This window comes from Marinomonas foliarum (assembly GCF_016906065.1).
In the GTDB taxonomy this organism is placed as follows: domain Bacteria; phylum Pseudomonadota; class Gammaproteobacteria; order Pseudomonadales; family Marinomonadaceae; genus Marinomonas; species Marinomonas foliarum.
In genome coordinates, this window is the sequence record NZ_CP070273.1 from 2,899,552 (window position 1) to 2,912,379 (window position 12,828).

Here is a 12,828-nt window from a genome sequence, read left to right on the forward strand (position 1 = left end):
TCATGGCAGGCGAATTTAGTCGTACTAGTCGGATTGGTGACCAGCTCCAAAAGGAGCTGGCGTCCTTGATCCAGTTTGAAGTAAAAGACCCTCGTTTAGGGTTAGTTACTGTCAACGAAGTGCGTGTAGCAAAAGATTTGGGTTATGCGGATATTTACTATACCGTCCTTGGTAAAGATGATCAGCCAGAAGTATTGGCTGAGAACCAGGCTGCATTAGATAGTGCTAAAGGGTTCTTGCGTCGTCGTTTAGCACAAGAAGTGAAACTTCGTGTTATGCCACATCTGCGTTTCCATTACGACCAGAGTGTAGTTAATGGTTCGCGCATGTCTGCTCTTATTGACGAAGCAATTCGTGATGATGAGACAAAAAACGGTAACGAAGACGAGTAATAAGTTCGTATGGCTAAGGCAACATGGCGTTCAGTGGACGGTATTGTTCTACTGAATAAGCCGATAGGTTTAAGTTCGAACCAAGCGCTGCAGCGTGTCCGTCGCCTTTATCAGGCCGCAAAAGCAGGACACACTGGAGCCCTTGACCCTTTGGCAACAGGAATGTTGCCATTGTGTCTTGGAGAGGCGACGAAGTTTTCTCAGTATTTATTGGATGCGGATAAGCGATACCTAACCTGTATTCAGCTGGGAAAGAGAACAACCACAGGTGATCGAGAAGGGGAGGTATTGACGGAAGAGCCGATTCCTACTCTTACTGATGACGAGCTTGAGGTTGTTTTTGACAAATTTCGTGGTGAAATAGAGCAAATACCGCCAATGTATTCTGCTTTGAAGCACGAAGGGAAACCTTTGTATGAGTATGCCCGTCAAGGGATTGTCATCGAAAGGAAACGCCGTCGCGTTATCATTTCTAATCTGACCCTTATTTCAAGAACAGAAGATACACTGACTTTAGATATTCAGTGTTCTAAAGGTACCTATATTCGAACCATTGGTGAGGATATTGGAGAGGTATTGGGCTGTGGTGCTCATCTTCATTCATTGCATCGTATTTCTACAGCAGGGTATTTGCCTGAAAATATGATGACGTTAGAAGAGTTTGAGTCTATTGCTGAACAGGGTTATGAGGCGTTAGATTCGCATCTAATTTCTATGGATACGGCGGTTGAGCATTTTGTTAAAGTGGATATACCAAAAGTAGATTCATTGGATATGATGTTTGGTCGAACTATTCCAAGCCCAGTCTCATTAGAGCATGAGACGGTTATTAGAATGTATGATCATGAGTCTCAGCGATTCTTAGGACTAGGGCAGATTAATGGGACGACTATTCGCCCTTATCGATTGGTTAATACCAGTGAGTTCTCTTTATAAATAGCAGTGAGTTCTGCGAAAAAGAGTGTTAAACTTGTTGGCCTAGGATAACTGAAAATATGCTCGGCTATCCTTTACTTTTAATAGCATATTAATTTGGAGATTAAGATTATGGCATTGTCTGCAGAATCAAAAGCAGCGTTGGTAAAAGAGTTTCAAGTAGCGGAAGGCGACACTGGTTCTCCTGAAGTTCAAGTAGCATTGTTGACTAAGAACATCGAAGGTCTTCAAGGTCACTTTAAAGCTCATATCCACGACCATCATTCTCGTCGCGGTCTAATCCGTATGGTAAACCAGCGTCGTAAGTTGTTGGATTACCTTAAGCGTAAAGATGCAGCTCGTTACACTAGTTTGATCAAAAAACTAGGTCTGCGTCGCTAAGACTGAGAAAGGGCCATAAGTTATTATGGCCCTTTTTTTATTGGTCTCCCAAGGGACAGCCTGTACTTCATATGCACTTTTCTTTTCTGTGATTGAGGGAAGCAAAAAGAGTTCATATGAGTACTGGCTTAAAAAGAGGTCTTTGGGAGAAGAATTATTTTTAATGAAAAGGAATACGCGTGAGTATTACTACGAAAACTTTCCAGTTCGGTAATGATACCGTAACTCTAGAAACAGGCCGCGTTGCTCGTCAAGCAACAGGTGCTGTTCTTTGTACAATTGGTGATGCACAAGTACTTGCTACTGTTGTGGGTGCTAAATCAGCTAAACCTGGTCAAGACTTTTTCCCATTGTCTGTTCATTATCAAGAGCGTGCTTACGCTGTTGGTAAAATTCCAGGTGGTTTCTTAAAACGTGAAGGTCGTCCATCTGAAAAAGAGACGCTAACTTCTCGTTTGATCGACCGTCCAATTCGTCCATTGTTTCCTAAAGGATTCATGAACGAAGTGCAGGTTGTTTGTACGGTTATGTCTACTAACACTAATCTAGACGCTGACATTGCGGCTATGTTGGCAACATCTGCAGCATTGACTATTTCTGGTATTCCATTTAATGGTCCTATCGGTGCTGCTCGCGTAGGTTTTAACGACGAGTCTGGTTACGTTCTTAACCCAAGCTATTCTGATCTAGATGGTTCTTTGCTAGACATGGTTGTAGCGGGTACTAAAGACGCAGTATTGATGGTTGAGTCAGAAGCGCAAGAGCTTACTGAAGACGAAATGCTAGGTGCTGTTCTTTACGCTCATAAAGAAATGCAATCTGCTATCTCTGCTATTACTGAATTTGCAGCTGAGTGCGCTAAGCCTCGCTGGGATTGGGTTGCAGATGCGGCAAACGTTTCTTTGACTGATGCTCTTCAGTCTGGTTATGCCGCTCAAATCGAAGATGCATACGGAATCAGTGAAAAAATGGCTCGTTACGCTCAACTCGGTGTTGTTCGTGATGCGGCTGTTGCTGCGCTAGTTACTGAAGAAGGTGAGTTCTCAGAAGCGGATGTTACTGGTGCTTTCTCTAAACTAGAAAAACGCATTGTTCGTCGTCGTGTAATTGATGGTAAGCCTCGTATTGATGGTCGTGACAACAAAACGGTTCGTCCAATTGATGTTGAAGTGGGTTTGCTAAGCAAAACTCACGGCTCTGCTTTGTTTACACGTGGCGAAACTCAGGCAATTGCAACTTGTACTCTAGGTACTAGCCGTGATTCACAAATGACTGATGGTTTGACTGGCGAAAGCAAAGATAGCTTCATGCTTCATTACAACTTCCCTCCTTACTCTGTAGGTGAGTGTGGTCGTATGGGTGGTGTGGGTCGTCGTGAAATTGGTCACGGTCGTCTAGCTCGTCGTGGTGTTCAAGCAGTATTGCCTTCTGAAGATGAATTCCCATACACAATTCGTATCGTGTCTGAGATTACTGAATCTAACGGTTCAAGCTCTATGGCGTCTGTTTGTGGTGCGTCTTTGTCTATGATGGATGCGGGCGTTCCTTTGAAAGCACCAGTTGCAGGTATTGCAATGGGTCTTATCAAAGAAGACGACGGCTTTGCTGTATTGACTGATATCTTGGGTGATGAAGATCACCTTGGCGATATGGACTTTAAAGTAGCGGGTACTGCAGAAGGTATCACTGCGCTTCAAATGGACATCAAAATTGAAGGTATCAACGAAGAAATTATGGATATCGCCTTGAGTCAAGCGCTTGAAGCTCGTACTCATATCCTTCGTGAAATGGCGAAAGTTATCGGTTATGCTCGTCCAGAAGTTTCTCCAAATGCACCTTCTATGGCGACGATCAAAATTGATCCTGAGAAAATTCGTGACGTTATCGGTAAAGGCGGTGCAACAATCCGTTCTATCACTGAACAGACAGGTGCTTCTATCGATCTAGATGACGATGGTACTGTTCGTATCTACGCTGCAGATAAAGCGGCTTCAGATGCAGCCTTGCTTAAGATTCATGAAATCACTGCAGAAGCAGAAGTGGATAAACTTTACAAAGGTAAAGTTGTTCGCCTAGCTGAGTTTGGTGCATTCGTAAATATCTTACCTGGTAAAGACGGCCTAGTTCATATTTCTCAAATCGCTGAAGAGCGTATTCGTGCGGTCTCTGACTTCTTGTCAGAAGGTCAAGACGTGATTGTTAAAGTACTAGACGTTGATGCTCGTGGTCGTATCAAGCTTTCTATGAAAGATGTAACGGAAGAAGAAAAAGCAGCTTACACTGAGTAATTACTAGTGTAAATTGATGTAAAAGGGCGCTATTTATAGCGCCTTTTTTTGTTTTTAATAGTCTGAATAGACTAAAATAACAACCATGTTTTTAATGTTTAAGTTATTTTTTGCCACTATTTATCTCTTAGTAATTCAGAAACTTAGATAAAGGAAAAAGTCATGACGATGAAGGTTGTAGGTTTATTGGCTGCTAGTATGCTTTTGGCTGCTTGTAGCAAAGATGTGGTGAATGCGCCAGTTGCTGCTGTTCCTGATTGTGTTTTTGCGGATGGCTCTAACCAGCCTGCTCCTGACTGGGTGTGTGGTGCACCTGTTGAAGGTGTGGCTTTGTCTGCAGTAGGTTATAGCGAAAAATCAGCGGCTGGACCTAATTACATGAAGCAAATGGCTTCGACGGCGGCGCGTGTTGAGTTGGCACAAGTGCTTAGTGTTGATTTGCAAAATATGGTTAAGCAGTATGTCGAGACAACGGGCGCTGGCGATGCTGAAACCGTTGACCGTGTGAATAGTGTGGTAACAAAGCAAGTAACTGAGCAAAAGCTGATTGGTTCAAAGGTGGCTCGTCAGATGCCTACGCCTAGCGGTGGTTTGGTTGTTTTGGTAGGTCTAGATCCGGATCAAGCAGGAAAAGTAGCGCAAGATATTTTGCGTACTTCTATGAAAAATGAAGCAGCTTTATTTCAGAAATTAGAAGCTGAAAAGAGTTTTGATGAATTAGCCTCTGAAATCGCTAAACGACGTGCCAATTAAATGAGTAAAGATGGGAGGCAGGCTATATTGCCGCCCATCGTTTTCTAGAATAGGTGTTAAGCATTTTCGTCTTCGTCAAAGATTGGCGTAGGTTTCTTATTGCTGTCTACTGCTACAAAGTTAAAATGCCCTGTGACGGCTTTTGTTCGTTTGTCGCTGTCGAGTTGCTCAAGAAAAATAGACACTTCTACTTTTAATGATGTTCTGCCAACATGAACTACGCGAGCGATAAGTTCAACTAAAATGCCTGAGGGGATTGGTTGTTTAAAATCGACTTGTTCTGTTGAAATGGTAACCATGGTTTTTCTTGAAAACCGAGTTGCTGCAATGTAGGCAACTTCGTCCATCCATTGTAAAGCGATACCACCAAATAATGTGTCGTAGTGGTTTGTTGTGCCAGGGAAAACCATTTTCGCCACACGTGTTTCTGAAATTTCTTCTCGTTTTTGGATGAGTAGCTTGTTCATGTTAATAAAACCTTTTTGTTCTAACATTCTGTTGCTTGCTATTATACTCGTTGTTGTTAGTGGTTGTGATACTCGCTTTAAAGCTGAAACCGTTTTGAGTGAATATATAGCAGATTTAAATCGTTCTCAGTCGCTGTCCGTCTCTTCTCCTGCGATTGTCATGCCAAAAAGCTTTCCTTCACCGCGTTATCGACAGCAAACTTTAAGCCAGTTCGATATTGGTTTATTGGATTTTCTTTCACTTCAGAAGTGTGATGTGGGCGCTGTTGCTGGAAGAAAAAACAGTATTCTTGGCAAGGTAATGCCTGACAGTCAGCGATTTTTATACGAATTAGATATTATTCGTGCAATTGAGTCATGCGACATTAAGAATGATTCATTGTCTGAGGAGTTGCATCAAGTTGCCCAGACGAAGCGGCTTGAATTGCCTAAAGCGTTTGGGAATGCGGTTTTTAATGGTGCAGAAAGTGATGCATTTTTTAGTTTGTCGAATGGTTATCTGCCACTTAACTACTCTACGGCTGAGCAGCAAGAATTACTTGATTCACTGAATAGGTTGGTGGTTATTGGTGGCAATTTACAAAGTTTACCTATTGTCGATGCGGGTACTTTCGAAGACGATCTGAAAGTCTTAATGGACAGTGAGTACGCTGGCCGTTTGTTGTACTCTTTAGCTCGAATAAGGGGGTATTTGGACCTTGTCGCAAAAAATGTACAGGCTTTAAATGGAGGTGTTTGCGGTGCGCCAATGACATTTCTACAGCAGCAATTTGAGGCGCACTATGTGAAAAAAATTCAGCCTTATATGGGGCGTATTAATCGCGGTGCTTATCAGGTTTTACCGTTATTAAATCAATTGTTCGAGGTGAGTCAGCCGCTAAGTTCTGATATGACAGTATTCTCGCGCCAATTTTCTTTGCAGCAACAGGGCAGTGAGTGGCAGCACTATCAGTTGGCTTCTCAGTATCATGCTAAAGAATGGAGTGCATTATTCGAGCGTTGCTCTATTTCTGTTCGGGATCTTTAGATACGAACGCTGAGCTGTTGCTCTAAACTTTCAACAGCATCATATTGGTAAGCAGGACCGTTTGCTAAAGGCTCTTGGCTTAATGCTTTTAACAGAGCAATGTTAGCAATTGGGTTCTCACCAATGTTATGAGAAAACTGCATTGGCCGTGTTAGTGCATGAGGTTGATGAAAACTTAATTCATCGTCCGTGTTCATTATAGACGGACCAGGTTGATTAAATAAGCTCATTAATAAGGCAAAATTAGCATTGCCAGATACAGGTTGGCCCGCTTTGCTGCTTTGGGTGACCTGCGTTTCAACAATTTCTCTTATATTCATTTGTATGCCTATTAAACAGTCTTAGATTAGATATCGGCAAAGACGATACTTTCTTAAAGAAAGCAGGCAATTAATTTAGGCTTAGTAGTATTGGGTGGTGATGTTAGGAAAATAGTATGACGTTAAATTTTGCTTAAGTGGCGTAGGAAAACACTATTTTGTATGATTATTCATCACTTTTTTGTTCCATCTATAGCTCAAAGTATTTAAGCGTCGTACTATAATGTAAGTAGATCAATGATATTTTTGGGATCTGGTGCTTCTATATAGAATTAATGAACCGCTTGAATAGATTGCGGTAAGGCATAATGCATGCATGATATTAATGAATTGATCGATAATGTTAGACACAATGAAGAGATAGCACGCAAATTTTTTGAAATTGAGCGCTGTATTCTTTCGATTGGTCGCTGTGATCAGTTTGTTTCGACTCTGACTAAAGAAGTGCAAAAACAATTTAATGTTCCTTATGTTTGGGTGAATTTAATCAACGAGGCCCCTTTGTCTCATCTAATTGAGAGTCTAGAAAAAATGCCAGATCTTCGTGATAGGGTATTGTTTACAAGACGTCGTTCAATGATTGATATCATTAAATCCAGTAATAAGACGGTTTTGGTTAATACAAATTTAAGTCGCTGCTGGGAGATTATTCCTTCGGTTTACCGAGATATTATTTCTTCGGTTGCTATTTCACCGTTAACAATTGATGGTGAGCTAGTGGGGTTATTTTGTCAGGCTGATTCGGACAGTACTCGCTACGATGCCACTACAAAAGACACCTTCTTACTTGATCAGTTGGCTATCAAAATTTCCATTTGCCTTAGTAATGTGACAGCAAGAGAAAAGCTTGAATACTTGGCGACTCGAGATCCTTTGACTGGTTTGTTAAACCGCCGACAATTGGAGTTAATGTTAGATCGTGAGTTCGCGCGTTCGAAGATGCAGGAACGTGATTTGACAACTGTGTTCATTGATTGTGATGCTTTTAAGTCGATCAATGATACGTTGGGACATAATTGTGGTGATGAGGTATTAGAATACATTGCCAAACGGTTATTGAAGTATGTGCACAAGCAGGGCTTGGCGTTTCGATTTGCTGGCGATGAATTTGTTTTTGTCATGCCCGGTAAAAGCTATGAGCAGGCTATGCAGATCGCTGAGTCTATCCAAGAATATCTACAATCTAATCCATTAAGGTATAAATCTAACCTTGTACCTATTACTATTAGTTATGGTGGTGCCAGTGTTACATCTGACAGACCAAGTAACTATAAGCATCTGTTAAAGATCGCAGATGAACGTCTCTATGATTATAAAAATAACCGTAAAAGATTGGTGCCGACAAAGGTGTTTAAATTTTTAAACAGGCTTAGATAAAGTTGTAATTTTATTACATTTAAGGGTTTGTTTTTTCGGTGTTACGGTATTTTTCACTTCATTTTTGTTGTAAAATTTCAAAAAAATTAAATAGGGTTCGTTTATGTCCCATGCTTTAATCGCCGATCTCGGCGGAACTAATGCGCGTTTTGCTTTGGTTCCTATTCATCAATACGTGCCTCTAGAAGTTAGAGTGCTTCCTTGTGAAAATTACGATAATTTTTTTGATGCTGCGGCAGACTATATAGAAAACTGCAGTATCAGTATGGATAGAATAGACGCTATTGTTTTGGCGATTGCAGGCCCAGTTAATCAGCCTGTGATACAGTTTTCTAATAATCCGTGGAAGTTTACTCGTGATGAAGTGCAGTCCTATTTTGGCGATAATAAAGCAGTTGCCTTATTAAACGATTTTGATGCTGTTGGACATTGCTTAGAAATCCTTACTCCTGAAGATATGGTGGTCATTGGAGAAAGCTCAACAGTCGATCCAAAAGGTGCTTGTTGGGTGGTTGGTGCTGGAACGGGCTTGGGCATATCATGCGTCGTACCTCAAGACAATGGACCTAATATTGTTTTGCCTGGCGAAGGCGGGCATGTTGATTTATCTGCCTGTAATGATGTTGAAGATGATATTTTAAAATTTCTTCGTACGCGCCATAAGCGAGTTTCAGCAGAGCGTGTTTTATCTGGCATGGGTCTCGAAAATATATACGAATCATTGGCTCTTCGTGAAGGTATTAAAAAGCGGTTAACCGCGCCTGAAATTGGCGATGCATTAAAGCTTGGTGATGATCCTGTAGCAACCGCTGCTTTAGAACAGTTTTTTGTGTTTTTAGGTCGAGTGATCGGTGACCTTGTGTTATCTGTTGAATCTCGCGGTGGTGTATATATTGCCGGTGGTATTGTGCCTCGCTATTTAAATTCGATTCTTAAAAGTGGTTTCCGTGATGCGATGCAAGATAAAGGTCGCATGAAAGATTTTGTTTCCCCTATTCCGACTTTTGTTGTGATGTCTGAATACCCAGGGCTGATGGGCTGTGCATGTTACGCGTCTCATCTTGTGTCGAAAGCCTAGATTTAGTTGGAGAGTAAAGAATGAAGGCCAGTTTGAAAGCCTGTGATGTTGTGATTTTTGGTGGTGGTGGCGATCTTGCAATGCGTAAGTTGTTACCAGCTTTATACCATTTAGATATGGATGGTTTGCTTGCTCCAACAACACGAATTATTGGTGCTTCTAGAAGAGAAGTAGCAACGGAAGATTATCAAGCCAAAATTCGTACGGCACTTGATGAATTTGTGCCTTCAAGTATAGGTGACAGCAAAACATGGGAGCGTTTTAAAAAGCGTTTGAGTTATGTTTCTGTTGATGCACAGCAAGAAGCTGACTTCGCTCGATTGAATGAGCACCAAGTAGGAGGTGATGATCGTGATGTTGTATTTTATCTTGCGACTTCTCCTGATCTATTTGGTTCTATTTGTTCTTCATTGGCGACGCATGGCTTAAACGCAGATCGTATGCGTGTGGTTCTAGAAAAACCACTTGGTCGTGATCTTGTTTCTTCTCGTGCCATTAATGATGAGGTGATGAAAAACTTTACGGAGCAGCAAGCGTTTCGTATCGATCACTATCTAGGCAAAGAAACGGTACAAAACCTGTTGGCGATCCGTTTTGGTAACACACTTTTCGAACCACTATGGGATAGTGCTCATATAGATAACGTACAGATTACTGTATCTGAAACGGTCGGAGTGGAAGGTCGCTGGGGGTACTATGATAATGCTGGCGCCATGCGTGATATGGTGCAAAATCATTTGATCCAGCTGTTATGTTTGGTGGCAATGGAGCCTCCAGGTCGAATGGATGCTGACTCCGTACGTGATGAAAAAATCAAAGTGTTAAAGGCGCTGCGTCCAATCGCGGGTGCAAATGCTTATACCAAGACTGTTCGTGGTCAATATGCCAAAGGCATGATTAAAGGTAAGGATGTTCAAGGTTACTTTGATGAAGAAGGTAGTAATCCGAATTCAAGAACGGAAACCTTTGTTGCTTTGCGTGCAGATATTGATAACTGGCGTTGGGCTGGTGTGCCATTTTACTTGAGAACGGGTAAGCGTCTTGGTCAGCGTTATTCTGAGATTGTTATCCAGTATAAAGCGGTGCCACATAGTATTTTTAGTGACGAGAGCAATCGTCAGCTCCAGCGCAATCAGTTGATTATTCGTCTTCAGCCAGAAGAAAAAATATCTTTGACTGTTATGAATAAAGTGCCTGGCGCTAGTGAAGGGATGAACCTTCAGCCTGTCGATTTAAACTTGAGTTTGACAGAAGCCTTTAATGATAAGCGAAGCCCAGAAGCGTATGAGCGTTTATTGTTGGATGTGATGCGCAATGATGCAACCTTGTTTATGCGCTACGATGAAGTAGAGGCTGCTTGGAAGTGGGTAGATGGTATTATGTCTGCTTGGAGCCAAACTAGTGAGCGTCCAAAAGAGTACGCTTCTGGTTCATGGGGGCCTGCAGCATCCATGGCTCTGCCTATAAAAGACGGCCGTAATTGGCACGACTATTAGTCCTTAAACAAAGAAGTCTTAAAAAAGGAAAATCTCAATGACCACTTCTTATACTGCTGAGCAGGTAATGACTGCTACTCCGGTTGTTCCTGTTATTGTTGTTGATGACGTAGAGCAAGCTGTTGCTTTAGGTAAGGCGCTTGTGGCTGGCGGAGTGCCTGTTTTAGAGGTTACTTTGCGCACGCCTGCTGCCTTGGAAGCGATTACAGCGCTTCGCAAGGAAGTGCCTGATGCGATTGTTGGAGCTGGAACGGTTTGTTCTCGTGCACAATATATTCAAGCAATTGAAGCTGGCTCACAATTTATTATCAGCCCAGGAATGACAGCTGACCTATTGGCTGTTGGTAAAGAGTACGATGTGCCTTACTTGCCTGCTGTTGCGACTATTTCTGATATTTTGCTGGGAATGGAGCACGGTTATGATCGCTTCAAGTTTTTCCCGGCAGAAGTGAATGGTGGTGTTAAAGCGCTGAAAGCATTTGGCGGTCCATTACCACAAATCAAATTCTGCCCAACAGGTGGGATTGGTGCTGATAACTTCCGTGAATATTTGGCTTTGCCTAACGTGCTTTGTGTGGGTGGTTCGTGGATTGTCCCAACAGATTTGGTTCGTGCGGGTAAGTGGGACGAAATTACTGAATTGGCAAAATCTGTAAGTCAGTAGTGGATATAATTTGCTCCCTTGATTGAGTAAATTAAAAAAGGGAAATAGCGTATATGCTATTTCCCTTTTTTGTGCCTGTTTCATTTTGTACTACTTAGAGATTTTCTTCTGCAAATTCTGCAAGTCGGCTACGTTCAATGCCATTGACATGCATTATGCTTGAGTATTTGAAAGATTTTGTTTTTTCAACCAAATAGGTTAACCCCGATGTGAGAGGGGTGATGTACTTGTTGTCTATCTGTGCCAAATTGCCTAAGACGATAATTTTTGAATTGCTGCCAACCCTTGTTACGATGGATTTAAGTTGAAATTGTGTTAACCCTTGAGCCTCATCGATAATAATAAGAGCGTTGTTGAAAGATCGGCCACGCATAAAATTCAATGATTTAAACTGAATGTTGGCTTTTTGTTTGACGTAGTCAATACTGCTAAAAGAGTGTTCGTCAGCACCGTGCAATATTTCTAGGTTATCATCAAATGCCGCTAACCAAGGTGCCATTTTTTCTTCTTCTGTGCCCGGCAAGAAACCAATGTCTTCAGCCATTGGTGGTGTTGATCTTGCTACAATGATCTTGTTAAAGCGTTTTTCTTCCATGGTAACTTGCAGGCCATAAGCTAGAGCCAGCAGGGTCTTACCAGAGCCTGCTGGGCCTGTCATTACCATTAAGTCTGAGTTGTCATGGCGTAGTAAGTAAAACGCCATAGCTTGCTCTAGATTGCGTGGGTGAATGCCCCAAAAGTTTTGATTCATCAAATGTTGCTTGTTTACATCAAGTAAATAGACAAACTCTTGATCAAGGTTTACCACAAAGCCAATGAAATCCTCATCATCAATGACGAACATATTGAAGTGTAGGTTGGGAAGTCGGCTTTTGTTAATGACATGCACGGTATGGCGACCGTGGGCTTCAGTTTTAACGCTATCGATGGTCGACCAAAAGCTTCCTGTAAATTGAATATAGCCTTTGGTCATTAGGTCTAAATCATCTAAAACCCGGTCTTTTCGGTAGTCCTCTACTCGCTCTAGGCCTGAGCCTTTTGCTTTGATTCTCATATTAATGTCTTTAGTTACTAAACAAACCGAAGAGCGTGGGTGCGTTGCTTGTAAGCTTAAGCCAACATTAATGATGCGATTGTCGTTTGCGTGGTCATGGTTTCCGTTTAGGAAAGGGATATTGTCAGTAAGTGTAATTTGTTGGTCTGGATAGATCGCTAGAGAGCCTTCGGAACGTTTGTTTTCATCTTTTGCTGTATCATTACTAACGACTCGGATTGGGACGCCTGCTTGTAACTCACGAGGGGAGGCGTCGCCTACTATTTTATCGATGGTGTTAATGGCCACTCGCGCCTCACGGCTGACGTCTTTGTCTCTTCTGTCTTTAATGACATCCAGTTCTTCAAGAACAGTCATTGGGATAACGACTTTGTGTTCAGCAAAAGCGTAAATTGCCAAGGGGTCGTGCAATAGCACGTTGGTGTCAAGAACGTATATTTTTTCCATAGAGTATTACTCCTGTAATGAACATGAAGTTTTCTTTTGAAAGTGTGTTTAAACGTACAAAACAATCGGTGCTTAGCGTTTTTTGTGATGCTGAACTTTTATAGGGGGTGGATATTGGAGTTGTGTGGGGTGTCTGACTAGAGTGGTG

Annotated in this window: 13 protein-coding genes; 10 read left to right on the plus strand and 3 right to left on the minus strand. The window is 42.0% G+C overall.

Annotated features, from left to right (window positions below; genetic code table 11):
* Window positions 1-2 precede the first annotated feature (2 nt).
* From rbfA to JSY38_RS13450, 5 genes are all read left to right on the plus strand, one after another.
* On the plus strand, window positions 3-392 hold the full coding sequence (gene rbfA / locus JSY38_RS13430; protein ID WP_012068746.1) for a 30S ribosome-binding factor RbfA: 390 nt from the start codon (window positions 3-5) through the stop codon (window positions 390-392).
* A 9-nt stretch (window positions 393-401) separates the two neighbouring features.
* On the plus strand, window positions 402-1,328 hold the full coding sequence (gene truB, locus JSY38_RS13435) for a tRNA pseudouridine(55) synthase TruB (protein WP_114410962.1): 927 nt from the start codon (window positions 402-404) through the stop codon (window positions 1,326-1,328).
* A 111-nt stretch (window positions 1,329-1,439) separates the two neighbouring features.
* Window positions 1,440-1,709: a 30S ribosomal protein S15 gene (gene rpsO / locus JSY38_RS13440; protein ID WP_012068748.1), complete on the plus strand. Its 270-nt coding sequence runs from the start codon at window positions 1,440-1,442 to the stop codon at window positions 1,707-1,709.
* Window positions 1,710-1,888: 179 nt separating this feature from the next.
* Window positions 1,889-3,997, plus strand: coding sequence for a polyribonucleotide nucleotidyltransferase (pnp, locus tag JSY38_RS13445; protein WP_114410963.1), 2,109 nt, complete (start codon window positions 1,889-1,891; stop codon window positions 3,995-3,997).
* A gap of 162 nt (window positions 3,998-4,159) precedes the next feature.
* Window positions 4,160-4,750: an LPP20 family lipoprotein gene (locus tag JSY38_RS13450; RefSeq protein WP_205113603.1), complete on the plus strand. Its 591-nt coding sequence runs from the start codon at window positions 4,160-4,162 to the stop codon at window positions 4,748-4,750.
* A 56-nt stretch (window positions 4,751-4,806) separates the two neighbouring features.
* On the opposite strand, the gene JSY38_RS13455 is transcribed toward JSY38_RS13450, so the two are convergent.
* A complete protein-coding gene (locus tag JSY38_RS13455; protein ID WP_114411069.1) occupies window positions 4,807-5,217 on the minus strand; it encodes an acyl-CoA thioesterase in 411 nt (136 codons plus the stop codon).
* On the opposite strand from JSY38_RS13455, the gene JSY38_RS13460 reads away from it, so the two are divergent.
* A complete protein-coding gene (locus tag JSY38_RS13460; RefSeq protein WP_205113604.1) occupies window positions 5,216-6,244 on the plus strand; it encodes a DUF3080 family protein in 1,029 nt (342 codons plus the stop codon). The genes JSY38_RS13455 and JSY38_RS13460 overlap by 2 nt on opposite strands.
* Here the strand turns inward: JSY38_RS13460 and JSY38_RS13465 are convergent.
* Complete coding sequence (locus JSY38_RS13465; protein ID WP_114410966.1) at window positions 6,241-6,564, minus strand: hypothetical protein; 324 nt, start codon at window positions 6,562-6,564, stop codon at window positions 6,241-6,243. The genes JSY38_RS13460 and JSY38_RS13465 overlap by 4 nt on opposite strands.
* A gap of 312 nt (window positions 6,565-6,876) precedes the next feature.
* Between JSY38_RS13465 and JSY38_RS13470 the strand changes: the two genes are divergently transcribed.
* From JSY38_RS13470 to JSY38_RS13485, 4 genes are all read left to right on the plus strand, one after another.
* Window positions 6,877-7,941 carry a sensor domain-containing diguanylate cyclase gene (locus tag JSY38_RS13470; RefSeq protein WP_114410967.1) on the plus strand — a complete coding sequence of 355 codons (1,065 nt, stop codon included), beginning with the start codon at window positions 6,877-6,879 and terminating at the stop codon, window positions 7,939-7,941.
* Between the two features lie 103 nt (window positions 7,942-8,044).
* A complete protein-coding gene (gene glk, locus JSY38_RS13475; protein WP_205113605.1) occupies window positions 8,045-9,019 on the plus strand; it encodes a glucokinase in 975 nt (324 codons plus the stop codon).
* A gap of 20 nt (window positions 9,020-9,039) precedes the next feature.
* The gene (gene zwf / locus JSY38_RS13480) at window positions 9,040-10,515 is read left to right on the plus strand and encodes a glucose-6-phosphate dehydrogenase (protein ID WP_114410969.1); all 1,476 of its coding nucleotides are present in this window, start codon (window positions 9,040-9,042) and stop codon (window positions 10,513-10,515) included.
* Between the two features lie 37 nt (window positions 10,516-10,552).
* Entirely contained in the window at window positions 10,553-11,179 is a 627-nt protein-coding gene (locus JSY38_RS13485; RefSeq protein WP_205113606.1) for a bifunctional 4-hydroxy-2-oxoglutarate aldolase/2-dehydro-3-deoxy-phosphogluconate aldolase, read from the plus strand.
* 94 nt (window positions 11,180-11,273) lie between these two features.
* Here the strand turns inward: JSY38_RS13485 and JSY38_RS13490 are convergent, their stop codons facing one another.
* Complete coding sequence (locus JSY38_RS13490) at window positions 11,274-12,680, minus strand: PhoH family protein (protein WP_205113607.1); 1,407 nt, start codon at window positions 12,678-12,680, stop codon at window positions 11,274-11,276.
* Window positions 12,681-12,828: the final 148 nt, after the last annotated feature.